The following is a 20367-nucleotide window of genomic DNA, read 5'->3' on the forward strand; positions in this document are numbered from 1 at the left end:
TTCAAAACAGTCTTGAGGCACTGCTTTCAAGATCACCCAAACAGAAAAGGCCGCCTGCAGATTTCTGCAGACGGCCTTGGTATCGGACCCGTTGTCGTGCCCCTTTAAAAATTCGCGACCTCGGCGCAGGTGGTTGCGACGTCGGCAGGGGAGAGCGTCGCGCCGTTGATCGAAAGCGTGCCGCCGCCCGGTTGCGTCAGTGTTGTCGGCATGTAGGGCGAGCGGCCGCAAGCCTCTGGCGTTCCGGTGACCGAGACGGTTCCGGTGAGGTTTGCGAAATCGCCCATCATCCAGAAGCCGGCGCGTCCCGCGCCGTCGATTGTCGTGTTGTCGAAGGCGATATTGTCCGACGGGTTGAGCGTCTGCATGAGCTGGATGCCGATGATGTCCACATCGGAAATCGCGATGTCGGCAAAGCTTGAATCGCGGATGCCCATGATCATCATGCCGCTGTTGGTGGCGCCGGAAATCGTCAGGTTGTCGAAGTCGTAGCCGGTGTTGGAGTCCGCTCCGACGATGATCGAGCCGTCGCCGCTGTAGGCGGAGATGTTGATGCCGCTGCGCTTGCCGATGTTGGGCAGCGCGCCCAGACCGGAGAGCGTCGAGTTGCGGTAGGCGATGTCGCCCGACGCGACGAAGGCGGCGCCGTCCGCGGTCGTCTGTGCAACGTTCACCCGGTCGAGCGTCGCGCCATGCACATAATGGAAGATGAAGCCTTCCTTGGACGTGTTGGAGATGTCGAAGCCGGTCAGCGTCAGGTCCTGCGAGACATTGGCGAAGAGGCCCATGCCCACCCGGTCGGCGGTGACCGTCTCCATCGTCACGTCGCTTGCCCGGTTGAGGCGTATGCCGACGCCGCGCAGGGTCGCGGTCGGATCGAAATTGCTGAAGCCGTCGGCGGCGTCGAAATTGATGTCGGAAAGCGCGACGCGCGCCACCGACAGTCCGGTGCCGTTTTCGAAGTTGATGCCGGCCCCCGCGACGCCGGAAATCGAAAGATCCGCCAGCGCGACGCGGTCGGCGCCGTCGGAGGTGACCGCGTGCCGTCCGCCGGTGAGGGTGAACCCGGACAACGTGGTATCGTCGGCCATCGCAAAGAGGTCGCGCGACGCGTCGGTTCCGTGCAGCCGTGTGTCGCCGACGCGCATCGCCCGGCCGGTGAGCGGGTTCCTGACATTGAATGCACCGGCGACGCGCTGGTTGGCGGTGAGGCTGATCGTGTCGTCGATCGCAATCTCGCTTCCCGTTCCGTTGATGAAGACCTGCCGGCCAGCGCCCGCCGTGTCGATCTGCTGGGCGAGGTCGCCGTCGGCGGGGTCGATGATCGCCAGATCGTCGAGCGCGGCGCCGGTCGCCGCGTCGATGCCGGTGACAGCCTGGCCGAAGGCGCCGGCCTGCGTGACGATGTCGACGTCGCGCGTCACCGTTTCCGTCATGCGCTTCTGCAGCGGGGTGAGGGGGGATCTGCCGTCGTTGTCGTCGACGCGCTGCAGCGGCAACCTAAGCCGCGCACCGAGGAACCCTTGCGACCCGCGCGGTTCGTCATACTGGTATTCGGCGATCAGGCTGACGCGGCTTCCGGCAAAGAGCACGTCGTCGACCCGGTATTCGGCGCGCACGCGCGGACCCCAGACCGTGTCGGCCTTGTCCTCCCAGAAGGCGTAGCCGCCGCCGTGGACCCAGAGCGCGTCGCTGCCGTCGCCCAAGAGGCTCAGGCCGGTCAGCACGCTCGCCTCCGCGTCGACGCCCCGCATCGCGCGTTCCTCGCCGCCGCGCACGGTGATTGAGGCATCGCCGACGCTCGCACTGTCATGCGAGGCGGCCTGATGCACGGTCTTGCCGAACGGCAGATAGACATTCGCGCGCAGGCCGAGGCGCTCGCTCATGGCTTCCGCGCCGAGGGTCACTTGCGTGAAATGGTTGTTGTGCTGCGAGCGGCGGTAGTCGAGAAACCCGTAGGCCCCGACGATCCAGCGGTTGTCGATGATCTGGCGGATGCCGAGCCCGGCGTTGAGTTCCTGAGAACCTGGCGAGCCGAAGCTGCCGCGAATGTCGGTGTAGATCAGCCGGTCGAAGGTCTGGAACAGCGGAACGAAAATCGTCGTCTCGCCGACATCGGTCTTGGTGCCGACCTTGCCGCCGATCTCCAGATGCGGCCCCCACAGCGGCGCGGTGTCTGCGAAGGCGGGAAGCGACGGGACAAGCGTGGCATAAAGGGCGGTGGCGCAGAGCAACAGGGTATGGTTCTTGGTCATGGCGTGCCGGGCCGCGCCGGACGCACATGTGCCGCGGCAGGCACAGCCCCGCCGTGGCGCGCCGCCCGCGCGCGGATGTCTCCTTGGTGATGTGAAAGCGGGCCGGGCCTTGCGGGGAGCTGGGTCGGGCGCCGCGGATGGAATGCCGCCGACCGTCGGGCCGGGGTTCATGGCGCTCACATAGACTGCGATAAAATATGAGTCAAACACTCATAAATAACTGCGCGAATTTTCGTTTGTGTCTGCAAAGCTGACCCTGCGGCGCCGCGACGGAAGCTTTCGGAAAGGCGGTTCGCGCGGGCAATCCCGTGTTCACGGGCGGACGGGGGCGAAGCGCCGTCCTGCGTGCCTTGATTTGCGACCTTTCAAGGTGCAAGATTTACAGTGTTGGGGTTAAAATTCCGGGGCAAGCCATGCGTATTCTTATCGTTGTTGCGATGTCGTTCATATTGAGCGGCTGCATTACAAGTCTTGAGCCATATTACGGAGATGACCATCCCGATGTCATCAGTTTCCTACCCGAGAAAGCAGTCATATTTGCCAAAAATAAATTTATAAGAGTGTGGAAAAAGCAAGGATTCGAGAAAATATACGAATCAGATGATTGGGACAATATTGCAGTTATAAAAAAAATAAAACCAAAAAGAATTGCAAAAAGAGGAGACAGTAGCTTTCATATACTTCAGGCGACTTCAAAAAAAGATGGTATTACATATTATTTTAATGTTTTTCCTTACAAGGTGCGCAGTATTCCGGATTTCGACATCGGCGAAAAGGATATGCCGGCCAACACATATGGCATCGGAATGCGTCGCTTTGATGTTCAGGCGTTGGCCGACGCGCTGGAGCGTTACAACGACCCGTATTACGGAAACGAAAAACAGGTCTTGTTCAAGACTGCGCGTGTGAATGGAAAGACGGTCAAGGACTACAATATGTGGTACTTTGACAAGAGAATTCACTACGTCAAACACAATGCGGGCAGCCCACATGTGATACCGCATCCATACAACATAAATCTTGATGAATACAGGAAGAGGTCGTCGCCGATTGTCATTCTGGATGAAAGCAACAGCGAGCATCGCGACATCATCTCCATTTTCGATGACGGCACGGGCACATACGTGAATTCCACGCCGGAGGAAGAAGTCCGCAAGGCCGAATGGGAGCATTGGGTCCGCAAGGTGTGCGGGCGGCCTGCGGCCCTGTTGGGAACGGACCAGACGGGACGGCCCAATTCGCCTTTGCTCCAGGCCCTTTCGGGCATGCAGCTTCATCCGCGCGGCAATCAGTGCATCGTCAAGACATACATGGAAGAGCTGTTGCTGTTCGTTCGCGAGGTCAGCGACATAGAATGTGCGGAAACCGGCCCGTATGTGACGTGCACCTACGTCAGCCATGTCGGATGTCACCGAACGAAGTCGTTTGGCACCAATCTCAGCAACCTCTCCTGCAACATCCTCGGGATGAACTATCACAAAGGGGTCGCGGTGCTGGAAAAGGCGCAGGACGGCAGGTTCGTCGTCAAGGCGATGGACTACAAGGAGCAATAGTCACACGCCTTTGCGGGAAGGCGGGGGTGGCGCAGGCAAGCCGGGCAATTGCCCGCCGCCCGCGCTTGGGCGCGCGCGCTCAAGCGTGGGCCCTGCTGGCGGCCGGCTCAAAACCCGCGTTTCAGCGACCCCATGATGCCGCGCACCAGCGCGCGTCCAAGCGCGGAGCCGAGCGAACGGGCGACGGATTTCGCCGCCGTCTCCACCACGCTGTCGCTGCGCGAGCGGCGGGTGTTGGTCTGCCGCCGCGTTGCCGGCCGGTCGTCGCGGCCGAAGTCGGGAAGCTGGAAGCCCGTGCGCGTGCGCCGCGGTTCGCCGCGCCGGCGTTCCTCTTCGGCTTCGCGCTCGAGTTGGCGCGCCTCCATCCGCGCGGCCTCTTCGGCGCGGCGCTTGAGCACCTCGAAGGCGCTGTCGCGATCCTCGATGCGCTCGTAGATCCCGGCGAGCGGGCTCAACGCCACGATCTCGCGGCGTTCGTCGTCAGAGAGCGGTCCAAGCCGCGAGGACGGCGGGCGGACCAGCGTGCGCTGGACGACCGACGGCACGCCCTTTTTCTCAAGCGTCGAGACCAGCGCCTCGCCCACACCAAGCTCCATGATCACCTGTTCGGTGTCGAGATCGGAATTGGGACGGAAGGTCTGCGCGGCGGCGCGCACGGCCTTTTGCTCGCGCGGCGTATAGGCCCTGAGCGCATGCTGGATCCGGTTGCCGAGCTGGGCGAGCACGGTATCGGGCACGTCGAGCGGGTTCTGCGTCACGAAATAGACGCCGACGCCCTTGGAGCGGATCAGCCGCACCACCTGTTCCACCTTCTCGATCAGCGCCTTGGGCGCTTCGTCGAAAAGAAGATGCGCCTCGTCGAAAAAGAAGACGAGCCGCGGCTTTTCGGGATCGCCGACCTCGGGCAGTTCCTCGAAGAGCTCCGACAGGAGCCAGAGCAGGAAGGTGGCGTAGAGGCGCGGCGAGCTCATCAGCCTGTCGGCGGCAAGCACGGAGACCAGTCCGCGCCCGTCGCGGGTCGTGCGCATCATGTCGCGGATGTCGAGGGCCGGTTCGCCGAAGAAGGCCTCGCCGCCCTGGCGATCCAGCACCAGAAGCTGGCGCTGGATCGCGCCGACGGAAGCCTTGGAGACGTTGCCGTAGACCCGCGACAGCTCCGAGGAACGCTCTGCCACATGGGCGAGCAGCGACTGCAGGTCCTTGAGATCCAGCAGCAGCAGGCCCTCGTCGTCGGCCAGTTCGAAGGCGACGTTGAGCACACCCTCCTGCGTCGCGTTGAGATCGAGCAGGCGGGCGAGCAGCAGCGGCCCCATTTCCGACACGGTGGTGCGGATCGGATGGCCCTTCTCGCCGAAGAGATCCCAGAACATCGTCGGGAAGGCTTCGTAGACATAGCCCTCGGCAAAGCCGATCTGGCCGGCGCGCTTTTCCAGGAAGTCCTTTTCCTCGCCCGCGGCCGCGATGCCGGACAGGTCGCCTTTCACGTCGGCGCAGAACACCGGCACGCCGGCACTGGAAAATCCCTCGGCGAGGATCTGCAGGGAAACGGTCTTGCCGGTGCCGGTCGCACCGGTGATCAGCCCGTGCCGGTTGGCCAGTTTGAGGTGAAGATATTCCGCCTTGGTGGAACCGCCGATGAAGATCCTGTCGTCTGCAAGCACCCGCCCGTCTCCCGCTTTGCCTGTCTCGCACCGGACGGCATGATATGTCTGTCCGGCGTCATGTAACCTGCACGATGGGCGCTGTATAGCGGTTGTCGTCGGGGGAACTGTGGTGTCAGATACGCACAGGTTTGTTTTTTGATTCTGGAGGGGCGCATGGAAGAGCTTGTCGGCCGGATTGCCCAGGCTGCGGGGATCGGCGAGGATGTCGCCCGCCAGGCGGTCTCGATCATCCTCAATTTTCTCAATCGGGAGGGGCCGTCGGACCAGGTTCAGCAGATCCTTGGCGCCTTGCCGGGCGCGGAGGACATGATCCAGACCGAGGGCGGGGGGCGTGGCTTCCTCGGCGGGCTTGGCGGGATGCTGGGCGGCGGCATGGGCGCGATGGCCGCGCTCAACGAACTCACGAGCGCCGGCCTCGACATGAACCAGGTTCAGAGCGTCACGCGCGAGTTGATGGACGCCGCGCGCGAGCAGGTGGGGCCGGAGGCCGTCGACGAAGTGGTCAATTCCATTCCCGGGCTCAATCAGGTTCTGTGAGGCGGGTGTCGTGAAACCCGGCCGTTGGGGGCCGGCCAAAGGTGGAGCTGAAAATGTCGTATTCCATTGACGAGATCGAGGGTATCGGGCCGGCCTATGCCAAGAAGCTTCAGGCGGTCGGCATTCGCACGACCGAGGCCTATCTGGAGCGCGCCAAGGACCCCAAGGGGCGCAAGGCGCTTGCCGAGGAGACCGACATCGAGGCGTCGCGCATCCTGAAATGGGCCAACATGGCCGACCTGATGCGCATCAGCGGCGTCGGCGAGGAGTACTCCGAGCTTCTGGAGGCCGCCGGCGTGGATACCGTCAAGGAGCTGAAGCACCGCAACGCCGCCAATCTCGCCGCCAGGATGAAAGAGGTGAACGAGGAAAAGAAACTCGTGCGCCAGGTGCCGGGCGAGGCATCGGTCGAAAAATGGGTCGAGCAGGCCAAGGCGCTGCCGCCGATGATGACCTACTGATCCGCGAACGTTTTGCCGGGGTGCATGACGGCGCGTGATCCGCGGCTGGCGACCGGTTGGCTGAACGATTCCAAGGGTTTTTCCGGATGAGGCGTTGCCGATTGCCGGTTGGATCCCTATTTTGCCTTGTGTGACAAGCGGTAACCGCTTTCCGCGCCGGTCGGCGCGGGGCTGCGGAACCATGCACTGTCACGGAGCAGCGCATGTTGGCGCTGCTTCTTCCTTAGAACATCCGGCCGGACCGCTTCCGGCAGATCGCTCCCGCGGTCGCCCCGGTCAGGCCCAACGCCGTTTGGCGCCCCCATTTGGAGGACGAATACATGGCTTTCGAACTTCCCGACCTTCCCTACGCCTATGATGCGCTCGGTCCCTATATGTCGGCTGAAACGCTTGAGTATCACCACGACAAGCACCATCAGGCCTATGTCACCAACGGCAACAATCTGCTGAAGGACTCCGGTCTCGAAGGCAAGTCGCTGGAAGAGGTGGTCAAGGAAAGCTTCGGCAAGAATGCCGGCCTGTTCAACAATGCCGGCCAGCATTTCAACCATCTGCATTTCTGGAACTGGATGAAGCCGAATGGCGGCGGCACGTCGCTCCCCGGCGGTCTGGCGGCCAAGATCGACGCCGATCTCGGCGGCTACGACAAGTTCCGTTCCGATTTCATCGCCGCAGGCACGACGCAGTTCGGCTCCGGCTGGGCGTGGCTCGCCATGAAGGACGGCAAGCTCGTCATCATGAAGACCCCGAACGGCGAGAACCCGCTGGTGCATGGCGCCACACCGCTGCTCGGCGTCGATGTGTGGGAGCACTCCTATTACATCGACTACCGCAACGCGCGTCCGAAGTATCTGGAAGCCTTCGTCGACAACCTGGTCAACTGGGACTACGTCGACGAGCTGTTCCAGGCCGCGTCCTGATCGCGGTCTGATCCCATCCGGCTCTGGCCGGACACGACAAAGGCGGGCGACAGAATCGCCCGCCTTTTTTGTCGAACCAGGAGAACTGTCGGGGCATGCCGGCGGCGCGGCCTGGCAGGTTCGTTAACCTTTTGTTAACTTATTGGGCGCTGAGTCTGGATGACGTTTGGGGCACGCGGTTGTCGCAACATGCATCTTCGTCGCCAGGCACGATACGACGGAATGAAACATCATGAGCTCTGCCCAGTCCAACGCGCAACCCGCTTCCCTGATTGCCGAACTGGAAAGCCTGCATCGCAAGGCGGAGACGCTGGCGATTTCATCGCCGGTTGATTTCCACGTCGAGCGTCGTTTGCTTGATGTCCTTTCCTTGATGGGTGTTGCGGATGCCGAAATCGACCGCGTGGTGTTTCCCGGAGGTCGCCCGGAGAAAATCGAGACGGCTGTACAGCTGTCGCCCGAACATTCCGACCGGGCCTGCCGGTTCGCGCGCGTTGTGAAGTTCGCGGAGCAGGTGTTCGGCAACCACCAAAAGGCGTTTCTCTGGCTGCGATCTCCCAGCAAGCCGCTGATGGGCCGGTCACCGATCGAGTGTATCGGCACGGAAACCGGTGCAAGCGCCGTGGAAGAGCTGCTGTCGCGGATCGACTTCGGATTGGCTGCCTGAGTTTGCGGCCGGTGTACATGCCTCGATAGAGCGTCGATCTTTGCCGTCGCTCTCCAGCGGCGTTGAAATCAACTGGTCATCGAAACCCCGCCGTGTATGATTCTTCCATAGAGCCGTGACATATGGCGCGTTCGCGTGTGGGGGATCGGATATGTTGCTGTGGCGGCTTTCCAGCTATGAGGATCTGAGCGGCCGCGGCGGGCTTATTGCATCCGGACGCTGGCACAACCGCGGCCGTGCGGTCGTGTACTGCGCGGAGAGCCACGAACTCGCCCGCATCGAGGTCGAGCAAGGGCTCGGTCTGCCTGTCTTCCTGTGGCCCGACACGTATCGTCTGTTGCGCGTTTGCGTTCCGGCAACCACGAAGATCGAACGCCTTGAACCGGACGACTTGCCAGAAGATTGGCGCGACAACGTTCTCGCCACACGACGTATCGGTGACGCGTGGTTGCGGGCAACCTCCGCAGCACTCTTGCGCGTGCCCTCCGCGCGGGCGGAGGGCTTCAACTATCTCGTTAACCCCGCACACCGGCAGTCCGACTTTCTGGAGATCGAGCGCAGCTTCACGCTCGACGAAATATGCGCGGGCGAGGTGGAGTAGGCCATGGTCCAGGCTGCCGTCGCCTCAGGCGCCGAGGCGGCACTCGCGGGTGAAGGTCTGCAGCAGGAAGCCCGAGATATAGGTCAGGAACGCCCGGCATTCCGCTTCGGTCTGGAAACAGCCCTCGCGCGAATAGGGACGGGTCTTGAAATCGACCTGCTTGCGCCCGCCGATGAGACCGCGCCAGACATTGGCGGCGCCATATTGCGCCGTCATGGTTCGGCAGTCGTAGCGGCTGCCGTAGGTCTGCGGCACGTAGTCGTCATTGTAGGTGGGCGAAAACAAGGCGGTCTCGATGATGCCGCCGCCTCCGGCGACATTGCCCGAGGGGCTGCAGGCGGCAAGCGCCAGACTGGCGGCGAGAAGGGCGGCGGTTGCGGCTTTGGAAAAGCGTTTCGTCATTGTGGCCTCATTGATTTTCATGCGGACCTTATCCCGAGCGATCCCCGGCTGTCGTCGAAAAACGCAGTGCGGGAGCGGGGTTTTTGTTCGTGTGGTTTCCAGTTTGCTTGCGCTTTCGCGTGCGGCGCACGGTCGGTCGGACAAGGTACGCTCGACCGTGTCTGGCAGAGGGGATGCCTGTGTCGCAAGGGCGCGGCAGCGGTTTCTTGTCCTGATCTGAAGGACTGACGGGATCCTGCGGCCTCGGGTTGCCGGGATACGTAAACCAACGCGGTTGAAGGCGGTCGCCGCAATGAATATATTCGATTTATTGAAATAAATTCGGCCCGGCATCGTCCGGGCAGCGGCCCGCAAAGGCGGGCAAGGAGACTGCATCATGGCCATTGTTACCACCAACGTCGGCAGTGCCGATCGGATCGCGCGCATCGTCGTCGGGCTTGCGCTGATTGCGTTCGCCCTGTTCGCGCCCGCCGATATCTCCTGGAAATGGGTTGGGTGGATCGGCGTCGTGCCGCTTGCGACGGCGTTCCTGAAATGGTGCCCGGCCTACACGCTTCTGGGCATTCGCACCTGCAAGGCCGAGTGATCGAGCGCCCCGCGTTTGTCCGGCAAGGGGCGGTTGGGCGCGGGTGACCACAGCCTTGATCCATGCGGTACCGTCTTTCGCGAAGACCAGGTGCTAAGACCGGGGATGAACGTGGCTGCGGTCTGACCCGCTCGGCACCGCTGGCGTGGTGAATTTGAGATTCGTCTGATTGCTGCGGTAACCTCCGGTGCGGGTTTCAAATTCGAAAGCCACACTGGAAACATGTATTTGCGCGTCACCCTTTTGAATCTGAAGTTCGTTCAGAGCGAGCCGGGCAATGAGACGAACTTCAGATTTGAGTGACGGCGGTCATGTCCAGTTCTGTCGCCAGACAGCCGGATTCCATCTAAGCTGTTGAGATCGTAACGGCAGGTGGATGCGGTTGTGGTCGGATTCTTTGGAACGGACAGTCAAAAAAGCCTGCAGGGGCTTGCCGAGACCAGCGCCGCCGAGATTGCGGCGACACCCGGTCTTTTCCAGGCTGGGCGAAGCATGGGATGTGACGATCCGGACGTGCTCGGCTGGGAGCGGATCGAGGCAATTCTCGAGCGCGACGGCGTTTGCGGCTTTCGTCTCATCACGACCGACCAGACGGAGCGCTTGCGCGCGCAATTGCAAAAGCGCGGATTTCGACTGGATACCTGGAATGTTTTTCTGGCCGACAGCGAAACCGCGCTGACGGCCTGCCTCCCGATTGTCGAAACCGGGCTGCCACCCGATCTGGCGGAACTCGATGCGCCGCTGACACCGGAGGGCGAGGCGACAGGGCGCATTCAGGCGATGATGGCAGCGGCCGGTATCGTTCCCTTTTCCGGCTCGATGCTGAGTGGTGACATCGGTCCGGCGGTCACGGTTGCGCTTGCCGATGCGTCAGGCGGCATTGCCGCGAGCGCCCACGCCTATCTTCCCCACAACGTCGCGAGCCGACACCGAAAACATGCCTGGGGCGGTCTCGTCGCGGTCGACGAGTCGCATCGGGGCAGGGGCCTCGGCCGCCTGATCAATGCTCTGATGGTTACGCGGGCATTTCGCGACCTTGGCGCGAGCCATGTCTATGAGCTCGTCTCCGCATCCAACGACGTGTCCCGGCGCATGGTCGAGTCTTGCGGCCTGCGTCATGCGCCGGAGCTCGTTTGCGGGTTTGCGCTCCTGAGCGAGGCCGGGCGCTTTACCCGCTGACGGCGCCGCCGGGCGGGACCCCTTATTTCTTGAAGGTGAGGTCGACGGTTCCGATCACGAGGCCGTATTTCATCACATCGGCGGTGTTGCGCAGGGTCCGGCGATCGACCAGCGTGAGCGTGTCGAAGAAGCGCACGGCGACGGGACCATCGCCGGTCTCCACATTGGCGGCATAGTCGAAGCTGATCTGCGATCCGCCGGTGGTGATCGTCACCGGGTTGAGCACGTCGGAACGGGTGCCGATGTAGCGGTTTTCCGCGACTTTCTGAAAGAACCAGACCTTGGTGTCGCGCTCGCCGTCGTCGTAGCGAAAATCCTCGCGCAGTCTGAGCGTGAAGGTTCTCGGGTTCCAGGTGCCGTGGGTCACCACACGGAAGTCGCGCCGCACCCCGGCGATGCCGCTTTCGAACACGCCGTTGCCGACGGTTCGTCCGCGAAAATACTCCTCCAGTACCAGCGGCTTGGAGGCGGCAAGCGCGGCCGGCGCCGCAAGCGTTGCAGCGCTCAGGATCAGGGCGATGAAAAAACGGGAAACGGAAAGCATAGCGTCCTCTGAGTGTGTTCCAGGGTCTGCCATGCTCTACGCGCGTTGCGTCCGTGCGGATCGGAAACGCAGTTGGTCCGCGATCCTGCGCGAAAAACACGGCCACCGCCGCGAAACGGGCGGTGGCGCCTGTCTTTCGTGCGGGAGCCTTACGCCTTGCCGGCGACCTTCAGGGCAAAGGCATAGACGAGCGCGACTTCCTTCAGCCGGTCGAAGCGACCGGAGGCGCCGCCGTGGCCGGCGTCCATGTTGGTCTTGAGGTAGAGCGGCGCGTCGTTTGTGCGCAGTTCCCTCAGCCGCGCCACCCATTTCGCCGGTTCCCAGTAGGTCACGCGCGGGTCGGTCAGCCCGCCGACGGCGAGGATCGGCGGATAGGCCTGCGCCGTCACATTGTCATAGGGCGAATAGGCCGCGATATAGGCGTAGTCCTCTTTCGAGGCGATGGGATTGCCCCACTCGGGCCATTCCGGCGGGGTCAGCGGCAGCGTGTCGTCGAGCATCGTGTTGAGCACGTCGACGAAGGGCACCTCCGCGATCAACCCGCCAAAGGCGTCGGGTGCCATGTTGGCGACGGCGCCCATCAGCATGCCGCCGGCCGAACCGCCCTGGGCGACGATCCGCTCCGCCGAGGTGAAGCGCTCGCTCGCCAGATGGCGCGCGGCCGCGATGAAGTCGGTGAACGTGTTGGTCTTGGTCTCGCGCCGGCCGTCGGCATACCAGCGGAAGCCCTTGTCCTTGCCGCCGCGCACATGGGCGATGGCATAGACGAACCCGCGATCCGCCAGCGACAGGCAATTGGTGTTGAAGCCCGCCGGCATGGAAATCCCGTAGGAGCCATAGCCGTAGAGCAGGCAGGGCGCGCTGCCGTCGAGCGGCGTGTCGGCGCGGTAAAGCAGCGTCACCGGCACGCTCTCGCCATCGGCGGCGGGCGCATGGATGCGCCGGGTGACATAGTCCTTCGGGTCGTGGCCGGAGGGCACGTCCTGGGTCTTGCGCAGGGTGCGCGCCCGCGTCTCCATGTCGTAGTCGTACACCTGGCTCGGCGTCGTCATCGACGAATAGGTGAAGCGGATGCGGTTGGTGTTGAATTCGTAGCCGTCCGCCATCCCGAGCGCATAAGCCTCCTCGTCGAAGGCGATGGCATGTTCCAGCCCGTCGGCCAGACGGCGCACGACGATGCGCGGCAGGCCGTCCTCGCGCTCCAGCCGCACCATGTGCTTGGCGTAGAGCGTGTGCGACAGGATCAGCCGGCCGGGCTTGTGCGGCACAAGGTCGGTCCACACGCTGCGGCCCTTGCCGGCGAGCGTGTCCGCGACGGGCGCGGTGACGATACGGAAATCCTCCGATCGCTCGGCATTGGTCAGGATCACCAACTGCGCGCCGCCGTCGTCCTCGACCGAATATTCCGTCGCCGTCTGGCGCGGCGCGACGCACACGGGGGCCGCCGTCGGATCGTCGGCGGGGATGAGATGGACTTCCGACGTTTCGTGATCGTGGATGTCGATGGTGATGAAGCGGCCGGACTGGGTCTTGCCGACTCCCATGAAGAAGCCCGCGTCCGCCTCCTCATAGACCAGCACGTCGTTCGCCGGATCGCTGCCGATCTCGTGGCGGAACAGTTTCGACGGGCGGTGGTTCTCGTCGAGCCGCACATAGAAGACATGGCGCCCGCAGGCGGACCAGACGCCGCCGCCGCCGGTGTCGGGAATGCGGTCCGCGAGATCCTCGCCGCTGGCGAGATCGCGAATGAGCAGCGTGTAGAACTCCGAGCCCGTGTCGTCGAAGGCCCAGGCGAGCTTGTCGTGGTCGGGCGAATGCATCGCGCCGGCGAGGCGGAAATAGGCCTTGCCCTCGGCCTCCTTGTCGCCGTCGATCAGCAGCTCTTCCGTTGGGGCCTTCGCGTCGATGTCGTCGCGGGCGATGCGCACCAGCTTGGGATGCTGGCCGCCGGTGACGAAGCGCACGCCATAGGCGAACGGTCCGTCGGCGGTCGGCACCGAACTGTCGTCTTCCTTGATCCGGCCCTTCATTTCGCCAAAGAGCGTATGCTGCAGCGCGGAGGTGTCGGCGAGGCCTTCTTCCAGATAGGCGTTTTCGGCCTCCAGATAGGCGCGGATCGCCGGATCCAGCGTGTCGGGCGCGCGCATCACCTCCTGCCAGTTGTCGGCGCGGAGCCAGGCATAGGGGTCGGTGCGGTCGATCCCGTGGACGGTGGCGGTGACGGGACGCTTTTCGGCGCGCGGGGCGGGGGAGGGGTTTGTCTTCAGCATGGATCGGGAGGTAGGGGTTTTGCCCCGCGATGGCAAGTGGTCAGACGGAGCGTCTCCCGGGGCGGCCTGCGGCCACGGGTCGCGCGGGCGTCGCCACGCACCGTCCCCGGGACGGATGCGAGCGCGCACCGATTATGCTAAAATCGGACCCATGAGCGACAATGACACCAATCTGAAACAGGCCACGACAACCAGGGTCGAGCGTCCGCGCCTCTACAAGGTGCTGCTGGTCAACGACGATTTCACGCCGCGCGAGTTCGTCGTCGCGGTGCTGTGCGCCGAATTCCGCATGACGGAGGACGAGGCCGTCAAGGTGATGATGACGGCGCATCAGCAGGGCGTGTGCGTCGTTGCCGTGTTCCCGCGCGACGTCGCCGAGACCAAGGCCACCCGCGCCACCGACGCCGCCAAGGCCAACGGCTTCCCGCTGATGTTCGCGACCGAACCGGAGGCGTGAGGCGAGGGCCTGCGTATCGGCGCGCCCATAGCCGCAGGGACTGTGCCTCAGCGCATCGGTCTCACTGCATTCCGCTCCATCTCCCCGAGGTTGCCAATGGACCCCGGCTCGCCGCTTGCGCGTCGTCCGGGGTGACGGGTGAGAGCAATGGCAGCCGGTTTGCACCGCTTTTCCGTTCCGGATCCGGTCAAGCCTGTCAGTGGCGCTCCGCGACCTCTGCTCCACCCACCGCCGTCACCCCGGCCTTCAAGCCGGGGCCCATTGGTTCCCTCAGCACGAGCGGATCGCCGCAGCGGCTGCCCGCGCGCCGGCGCTTTCGTATGACGCTGCCCGCTTACTCGCGCGGCGGGCAGGCCGCGTCGCCCGCGCGACCCGCCGGAGCCCCGCCCAGCAGAACATCCGCCGATCCACCGCCGCTGCAGTCGGGCGCGGGTGATGCAAGCCGGACCGCCGGCTCCCCTTCGACGAAGATCCCCGGAACGGTCTCGAACATGCCCGCCGGGCATCCCGCAACGTCCGAAAGCCGCAGCATCGGGCGGCCGTTGATGAAGACCGACGCAGCCCCGGTCTGCGCGCAGCCGGGAAGCGACTGGGCGCTTGCGGGTCCGTCCGGCAGGCCTGCGAGCGCGCAGGCCATGGCACTCGCGAGCACGAGGCGCTGGGCATGTGACGAGCGCGGGAGCGGAGAAACGAAAGTCCGGGCGCCGGATCGCGCGGTTTTGCGGCGGGTGATCATCGCGCTACTCTATTGCTTGCGCGGTCCCTGACAAGGCCGGACGCCACGGACAATCGGCGAGGACGGAATGAGCGGACCCTATCTGATCTTCATCACGGTCATGACGCTGGCCCTGCTGCTGATGGTCGCCGCCTGGATCCGCACGCTTGTCTTCATCCGCCGCCAGAAACTCCTGGCCGACGCCAGCTTCAACCCGCTTGAGGGCGTGCGCCTGTGGAGGCGCATTTTCACGCCCAACGGCTATGGCGAGGCCGCCGAAGCCTCCCGTCGAGGCATCGCCCGTCTCTACTTGCTGGCGCTTGCCGCCTTCGTCATCGCGGTGGTGCTGTTCTTCGTCCTGCCGGCGGTGCCGGGGTGAGGGGCATGGTTCGTGTGGGGCGGGGACAGAGCGGTCGTGTCGCCCCAACTGTCATGCCTGCGAAGGCAGGAATCCAGTATCTGCAGGCGCTTGACGGCACGCACCGCGTCTTGCCGTTCATGCCGGTCGGTCCCGACACCTGCAGCATGATCTCACCGTCCGGAGGATACTGGGTCCCGGTCTTCGACGGTGTCGAAACCGGGATGACATCTGAGGGGTGGGTATACGTTGGCATGCCTGCTTCGCACGTCGTGCCATCAAGGCCCGGGATCAAACGCCTAATCGACGAATGCATGCACAAAGAGTTTTTGATCCGGAAAAACATACATTTCGCTATATCCTCTTCCTCCCGAAACGTATCCGCTCCCGCCTGTCAATCCATCGACTATCTGCTCAAAGGGAATACCGGAGCGGCCGGCGCAGGAAGAGGCCCACATGATCATGGATTCACCTATCGACAACCGCGATCGCGGGGGCATTTTTTGCCAGTCCTCATAAAAGACGGGGCTACGATGCCTGGCCTTGTCCGACCTGCTTATTTTGGCGTTTTCAAAAAACGGCAGGCCTTGTTCCTTGATTTTTTGGGCGGTCGCGTCAGTGATCCGTATAGCCGTTATGCCGCAAGCGTCAGATATGAGAGAGTTCAGCAGCCCTACCCGGGCATTCCGCATGACGTAGCCTTCCACCTCAATGGAGAGTGGCAGCCCCGTGATAAACCTCTTTGTACCTTCAACCTTGTTTCGCCATGCGTTGACCTGAAAGGCTGCGAAAGCCAGTACAATAAATAAAAGAAAAAATTTTTTCATTTTCCAATTCATCTTTAGGGTTTTGCTCGTGAAGGTCTATCTGATATTATAAATGACAAGCGGACTCATGCGTTATTTCGGGTTAAGTATAATAACTAGATATCTCTACATCCCCGGCCGCCCGCTCTTCTTCGGCCGGCCCCTTCGCCGCTTTTCTTCCGCCGGGTCCTCGTAGGACCCGGTGCCGATCTTGCCGCGCACCACGGGCCGGGCGTCTTCCTCGGCCTGTTGTGCCGGATTGACCGGCTTCTTCGGCAGCGGCCGGTTCGACAACGGCACTTCCGTGCGGCCCACCGTCATCTCGTCGAGCGTATTCTTGCGCACTTTTGACGTGTCGGGCAAGCCCGATGCACCCGCCCGGGCCTTCGCCGCACGGTCCCTGGCGGTTTCCTTTTTCGCGCCGCTGGCGCCGGCCTTGGTGCCGCCCTTGCCGAACTTCTTGTCGCCCCGGTAGCCGCCGGTCTGCTCGTCGACGTCGGACTGGCGCGACAGCGGGTCGTCGGAGAGCGCCAGTTCGGTCTGCTGCAGCCGCTTGACCTCGTCGCGCAGCCGGGCGGCGGTCTCGAAGTCGAGATCGGCGGCCGCCTCGCGCATCTGCCGTTCCAGATCCTCGATATGCGCCTTCAGATTGTGGCCGACGAGATTGCCGTCCTCGGCGAAGCCCGCCTCGACGGTGACATGGTCCTGCTCGTAGACCGATTGCAGGATGTCGCCGATGTTGCGGCGCACGCTTTCCGGCGTGATGCCGTGCTCGATGTTGTAGGCTTCCTGCTTCTCGCGGCGGCGGTTGGTCTCGGCGATGGCGCGTTCCATCGAGCCTGTCTTGCGGTCGGCATAGAGAATGACGCGGCCGTCGACGTTGCGCGCCGCGCGGCCGATCGTCTGCACCAGCGAGGTCTCGGAGCGCAGAAACCCCTCCTTGTCGGCATCGAGGATCGCCACCAGCGAACATTCGGGAATGTCCAGCCCCTCGCGCAGCAGGTTGATGCCGACCAGCACGTCGAAGGCCCCGAGCCTGAGGTCGCGAATGATCTCGATCCGCTCCAGCGTGTCGATGTCGGAGTGCATGTAGCGCACGCGCACGCCGTTCTCGTGCAGATATTCGGTGAGATCCTCGGCCATGCGCTTGGTCAGCACGGTGACCAGCGTGCGCATGCCCTTGGCCGCCACCTCGCGCACCTCGCCCAGCAGGTCGTCGACCTGGCTCGTCGCCGGGCGAATGTCGATATGCGGGTCGACAAGGCCGGTGGGGCGGATGACCTGCTCGGCGAAGACGCCGCCCGACTGCTCCATCTCCCAGGAGCCGGGCGTGGCCGAGACGCAGACCGTCTGCGGCCGCATCGCGTTCCACTCCTCGAAGCGCAGCGGGCGGTTGTCCATGCAGGACGGCAGGCGGAAGCCGTATTCCGCCAGCGTCGCCTTGCGGCGGAAGTCGCCCCGGTACATGCCGCCGATCTGCGGCACGGTGACATGGCTTTCGTCGGCGAAGACGAGGGCGTTGTCGGGCAGATACTCGAACAGCGTCGGCGGCGGCTCGCCGGGCGCGCGCCCCGTGAGATAGCGCGAGTAGTTCTCGATGCCGGCGCAGGAGCCGGTCGCCTCCATCATCTCCAGGTCGAACAGCGTGCGCTGCTCCAGCCGCTGCGCCTCCAGCAGGCGGCCGTGGGCGTTGAGCTCCTCCAGCCGCTGTTTCAGCTCCGCCTTGATCGATTTCGTCGCCTGGTTCAGCGTCGGCTTCGGCGTCACATAGTGCGAGTTGGCGTAGATCTTCACCGACTTCATGTCGGCGGATTTTTGGCCCGTCAGCGGATCGAATTCGGTGATCTGCTCGATCTCGTCGCCGAACAGCGAGATCCGCCAGGCTCGGTCCTCGTAGTGGGCGGGGAAGATTTCGACGGTATCGCCGCGCACCCGGAACGTCCCGCGCTGGAAGGCGGCGTCGTTGCGCTTGTACTGCAGCGCGACGAGGTCGGCGAGCAGCTGGCGCTGGTCGATGCGCTCGCCCACCTCGATGGCGAAGGTCATCGCCGTATAGGTTTCCACCGAGCCGATACCGTAGATGCAGGAGACCGAGGCGACGATGATCACGTCGTCGCGCTCCAGCAGCGCGCGGGTGGCCGAGTGGCGCATGCGGTCGATCTGCTCGTTCACCGAGCTTTCCTTCTCGATGTAGGTGTCGGTGCGCGGGACGTATGCTTCCGGCTGGTAGTAGTCGTAGTAGGAGACGAAATACTCCACCGCGTTGTCGGGGAAGAACGACTTGAACTCGCCATAGAGCTGCGCCGCCAGCGTCTTGTTCGGCGCCAGGATCAGCGCCGGACGCTGGGTGCGCGCGATCACCTGCGCCATCGTGTAGGTCTTGCCGGAGCCGGTGACGCCGAGCAGCACCTGCGTGTCGTCCTTGTTTTCCAGTCCCTCGACCAGGTCGGCGATGGCGGTCGGCTGGTCGCCCTTGGGCTCGTATTCGGAGACGAGCTTGATCGGCACGCCGCCCTCGGATTTCTCCGGCCGCGTCGGGCGGTGCGGGGCCCAGGCCTCGCCGTTCTTGTGCAGCGGGTTGCCGCTTTCGATCAGCGCCGACAGCGCCTCCACCGTGGCGGTATGGCCGGTGGTGCCGTCGGACATCACCGGCTTGGCGGGTTTGCCCTTGCCCTTGTTGCGCTTCTTGGTCTCCGCCACCTGCTTGGCGAGCAGCGCCTCGGCGTCCTCCAGGCTCATGTCGAGGCCGGCGACCGGGTTCAGCCCGCCGGCGGCGCGCTCGCGCGGATCGTTGGACGCGCCCATCGAGGTGCCGCGCGCAGAACGCGCCGGTTTTTCGGACTTGGGAGCCTTGGCGCTTTTCGCCTTGGCCGGTTTCCTCGCAGGCGTCGTCGCAGTGTCGGCCGCGGGGGGCGGCGCGCCGTCGTCCTCGGAAAGCTGCCGCGCCCAGTCGGCGACGCCGCCGGTCAGCGGCGCGCCCTCGAACGGCGCCTGCGCGGCTTCGCCGAAGCCGTCCGGAGCGTCGTTGCGGGCAGTTGCATCTTGGGCATCGGTGGTGCGCGCGTCGTCCGCTTTGGACGTCGACTCGCGGGAGGGGGAGGGTCGCTTGGCCATGGCCGCAATATGGTCCCAAAGGCGGTCGACGGAAACCCCTGGGCCGGGCTGTTTTGCCGCTTTCACCGGCGCTGCTGACAGGACGGTGTCAGCAGGGGGAGGCGGTTTTGCCGCTACTGTTTGAAAACGTTCTCGCGATGCCAGCCAAGGCAGTGCGGATGGGGTCGCAAGTGAGGTTCTGCGGGAACCTTAGCCTTCATGTCCCTGTGCAACAGATGCGACACATCGTAGTTCAAATGTCGCGACGCCAGAATGGTGTAGTCGTCTGTCAGCGACAGGAGTCCGCGATCGAACATCCAGTGGACTGTTCCTGACAAGGCGATGCCATTTCGGACTGAATCGCTGCCGTCCTTGTCCACGGGAACGATATGCGCGGCTTCGACTTCGGGGCGTCCGTGACCGTTGATGAGCCGCAGGCCCGTGAACGCGCAGGTTCGGTCATAGATCGTGCGGATGTTCTGTCGGAACTTGGCGTCTCGAAAGGGACGGTTGAGAAGCTGGGAGACGATCCGACGCTCATCGTCTTGGCCCAAAAAGGGTTTTTGCGCGGTGTCATCCAGCTCCAGTCTGGCTTCGTCATATGTCGGCGCATCCTCGCGTGCGGGCCATTCCTCGGGCGCGGACAGGCCTGCCATGACGATGGCGTAAAACTCGGATGACTGAAGCAACCGAACGGCATTCTGCGCTGTTCCGCCGTTGATTGTTCCATCCGCGCGCACGAGTTTGCGCTCGTAGCCGCCATTTTCGGCGTAATCGACAAGCCGGTCGAAGTCGAGATAGTCCCTCAGGTAGGCATAATGATGCCCCGGCTTCGCCGTATCCGGGCGTACCGAGGAGACCCTGGCAATGCCGGAATAATACCGCGATGCTTTTCCAGGGGTCGGCCCGTAATAGATGATCCAATCGCCCAGCGTTTTCTCGACGCGCGAGAGATACCGTTTCGGGAAATGATATTGCTGGCCGGCAACATCGTCGTAATCGCTGCCGGTCTTATGATGGAAAATCGCCTGAACCAACGCCCTGCCTCCCTTGGTCCAGGAATAGGCCACAAACCCAATTTCAAGCAATAACATTGCGCCAACCGGGACTTTCGACCTCCCCGTGACGCACCGAAAGAGAAGGGTTGGAGTACCTGCCGCTCCCGCACCGCCGTCATCCCCGGCTCGACCGGGGATCCATCGGCACCCTCGGCGGTGGCGGCTGTGTGCGAAAATCCCGAGTGGCTGGATCTCTATGAAGCCCTCAACCGGTAGAGCCCCGGTGCGCCGTGGAATGGAT

At 63.5% G+C, this 20367-nt stretch carries 19 protein-coding genes; 10 read left to right on the forward strand and 9 right to left on the reverse strand.

Annotation, left to right across the window (positions count from 1 at the left end):
• Positions 1-104: 104 nt before the first annotated feature.
• Positions 105-2255 carry an inverse autotransporter beta domain-containing protein gene (locus BLU32_RS04365; protein ID WP_157727499.1) on the reverse strand — a complete coding sequence of 717 codons (2151 nt, stop codon included), beginning with the start codon at positions 2253-2255 and terminating at the stop codon, positions 105-107.
• 413 nt (positions 2256-2668) lie between these two features.
• Between BLU32_RS04365 and BLU32_RS04370 the strand changes: the two genes are divergently transcribed.
• Positions 2669-3808, forward strand: coding sequence for a hypothetical protein (locus BLU32_RS04370; protein WP_157727500.1), 1140 nt, complete (start codon positions 2669-2671; stop codon positions 3806-3808).
• Positions 3809-3915: 107 nt separating this feature from the next.
• Here BLU32_RS04370 and BLU32_RS04375 read toward each other — a convergent pair whose 3' ends face one another.
• A complete protein-coding gene (locus tag BLU32_RS04375) occupies positions 3916-5469 on the reverse strand; it encodes a helicase HerA-like domain-containing protein (protein WP_093805162.1) in 1554 nt (517 codons plus the stop codon).
• A 156-nt stretch (positions 5470-5625) separates the two neighbouring features.
• Between BLU32_RS04375 and BLU32_RS04380 the strand changes: the two genes are divergently transcribed.
• The 5 genes from BLU32_RS04380 to BLU32_RS04400 all read left to right on the forward strand — a co-directional run bounded on the left by BLU32_RS04380 (position 5626) and on the right by BLU32_RS04400 (position 8658).
• Positions 5626-6009, forward strand: coding sequence for a DUF2267 domain-containing protein (locus tag BLU32_RS04380; RefSeq protein WP_093805163.1), 384 nt, complete (start codon positions 5626-5628; stop codon positions 6007-6009).
• 53 nt (positions 6010-6062) lie between these two features.
• Positions 6063-6470: a DUF4332 domain-containing protein gene (locus BLU32_RS04385; protein WP_093810565.1), complete on the forward strand. Its 408-nt coding sequence runs from the start codon at positions 6063-6065 to the stop codon at positions 6468-6470.
• Positions 6471-6790: 320 nt separating this feature from the next.
• Positions 6791-7390 (forward strand): superoxide dismutase, encoded by a 600-nt coding sequence (locus BLU32_RS04390; protein ID WP_029059868.1) that lies wholly within the window; start codon positions 6791-6793, stop codon positions 7388-7390.
• 232 nt (positions 7391-7622) lie between these two features.
• Positions 7623-8057, forward strand: a complete 435-nt coding sequence (locus tag BLU32_RS04395; protein ID WP_093805164.1) for an antitoxin Xre/MbcA/ParS toxin-binding domain-containing protein — start codon at positions 7623-7625, stop codon at positions 8055-8057.
• Between the two features lie 151 nt (positions 8058-8208).
• Positions 8209-8658 carry an RES family NAD+ phosphorylase gene (locus tag BLU32_RS04400; RefSeq protein WP_093805165.1) on the forward strand — a complete coding sequence of 150 codons (450 nt, stop codon included), beginning with the start codon at positions 8209-8211 and terminating at the stop codon, positions 8656-8658.
• A 24-nt stretch (positions 8659-8682) separates the two neighbouring features.
• Here BLU32_RS04400 and BLU32_RS04405 read toward each other — a convergent pair whose 3' ends face one another.
• The gene (locus BLU32_RS04405; RefSeq protein WP_157727501.1) at positions 8683-9081 is read right to left on the reverse strand and encodes a hypothetical protein; all 399 of its coding nucleotides are present in this window, start codon (positions 9079-9081) and stop codon (positions 8683-8685) included.
• A 355-nt stretch (positions 9082-9436) separates the two neighbouring features.
• Between BLU32_RS04405 and BLU32_RS04410 the strand changes: the two genes are divergently transcribed.
• Positions 9437-9646, forward strand: coding sequence for a DUF2892 domain-containing protein (locus tag BLU32_RS04410; RefSeq protein ID WP_093805167.1), 210 nt, complete (start codon positions 9437-9439; stop codon positions 9644-9646).
• 384 nt (positions 9647-10030) lie between these two features.
• Positions 10031-10825 carry a GNAT family N-acetyltransferase gene (locus tag BLU32_RS04415; RefSeq protein WP_157727502.1) on the forward strand — a complete coding sequence of 265 codons (795 nt, stop codon included), beginning with the start codon at positions 10031-10033 and terminating at the stop codon, positions 10823-10825.
• 22 nt (positions 10826-10847) lie between these two features.
• Here BLU32_RS04415 and BLU32_RS04420 read toward each other — a convergent pair whose 3' ends face one another.
• Together BLU32_RS04420 and BLU32_RS04425 are read right to left on the reverse strand one after the other, a co-directional pair.
• Entirely contained in the window at positions 10848-11369 is a 522-nt protein-coding gene (locus tag BLU32_RS04420; RefSeq protein WP_093805169.1) for a DUF3833 family protein, read from the reverse strand.
• Positions 11370-11518: 149 nt separating this feature from the next.
• Positions 11519-13639 (reverse strand): S9 family peptidase, encoded by a 2121-nt coding sequence (locus BLU32_RS04425; protein WP_093805170.1) that lies wholly within the window; start codon positions 13637-13639, stop codon positions 11519-11521.
• A 151-nt stretch (positions 13640-13790) separates the two neighbouring features.
• Here BLU32_RS04425 and clpS point away from each other — a divergent pair, with 151 nt between their 5' ends.
• Positions 13791-14096, forward strand: a complete 306-nt coding sequence (gene clpS / locus BLU32_RS04430; RefSeq protein WP_093805171.1) for an ATP-dependent Clp protease adapter ClpS — start codon at positions 13791-13793, stop codon at positions 14094-14096.
• 334 nt (positions 14097-14430) lie between these two features.
• Here clpS and BLU32_RS04435 read toward each other — a convergent pair whose 3' ends face one another.
• On the reverse strand, positions 14431-14832 hold the full coding sequence (locus tag BLU32_RS04435) for a hypothetical protein (RefSeq protein ID WP_093805172.1): 402 nt from the start codon (positions 14830-14832) through the stop codon (positions 14431-14433).
• A gap of 67 nt (positions 14833-14899) precedes the next feature.
• On the opposite strand from BLU32_RS04435, the gene BLU32_RS04440 reads away from it, so the two are divergent.
• Positions 14900-15190 (forward strand): hypothetical protein, encoded by a 291-nt coding sequence (locus BLU32_RS04440; protein ID WP_093805173.1) that lies wholly within the window; start codon positions 14900-14902, stop codon positions 15188-15190.
• Positions 15191-15468: 278 nt separating this feature from the next.
• On the opposite strand, the gene BLU32_RS04445 is transcribed toward BLU32_RS04440, so the two are convergent.
• From BLU32_RS04445 to BLU32_RS04455, 3 genes are all read right to left on the reverse strand, one after another.
• Positions 15469-15996 (reverse strand): hypothetical protein, encoded by a 528-nt coding sequence (locus tag BLU32_RS04445; RefSeq protein ID WP_029059858.1) that lies wholly within the window; start codon positions 15994-15996, stop codon positions 15469-15471.
• Positions 15997-16101: 105 nt separating this feature from the next.
• Positions 16102-19089, reverse strand: a complete 2988-nt coding sequence (gene uvrB, locus BLU32_RS04450) for an excinuclease ABC subunit UvrB (protein ID WP_093805175.1) — start codon at positions 19087-19089, stop codon at positions 16102-16104.
• 113 nt (positions 19090-19202) lie between these two features.
• A complete protein-coding gene (locus BLU32_RS04455; RefSeq protein ID WP_093810567.1) occupies positions 19203-20105 on the reverse strand; it encodes an HNH endonuclease in 903 nt (300 codons plus the stop codon).
• Positions 20106-20367: the final 262 nt, after the last annotated feature.

It is taken from the genome of Stappia sp. ES.058 (genome assembly GCF_900105595.1).
GTDB lineage: Bacteria > Pseudomonadota > Alphaproteobacteria > Rhizobiales > Stappiaceae > Stappia.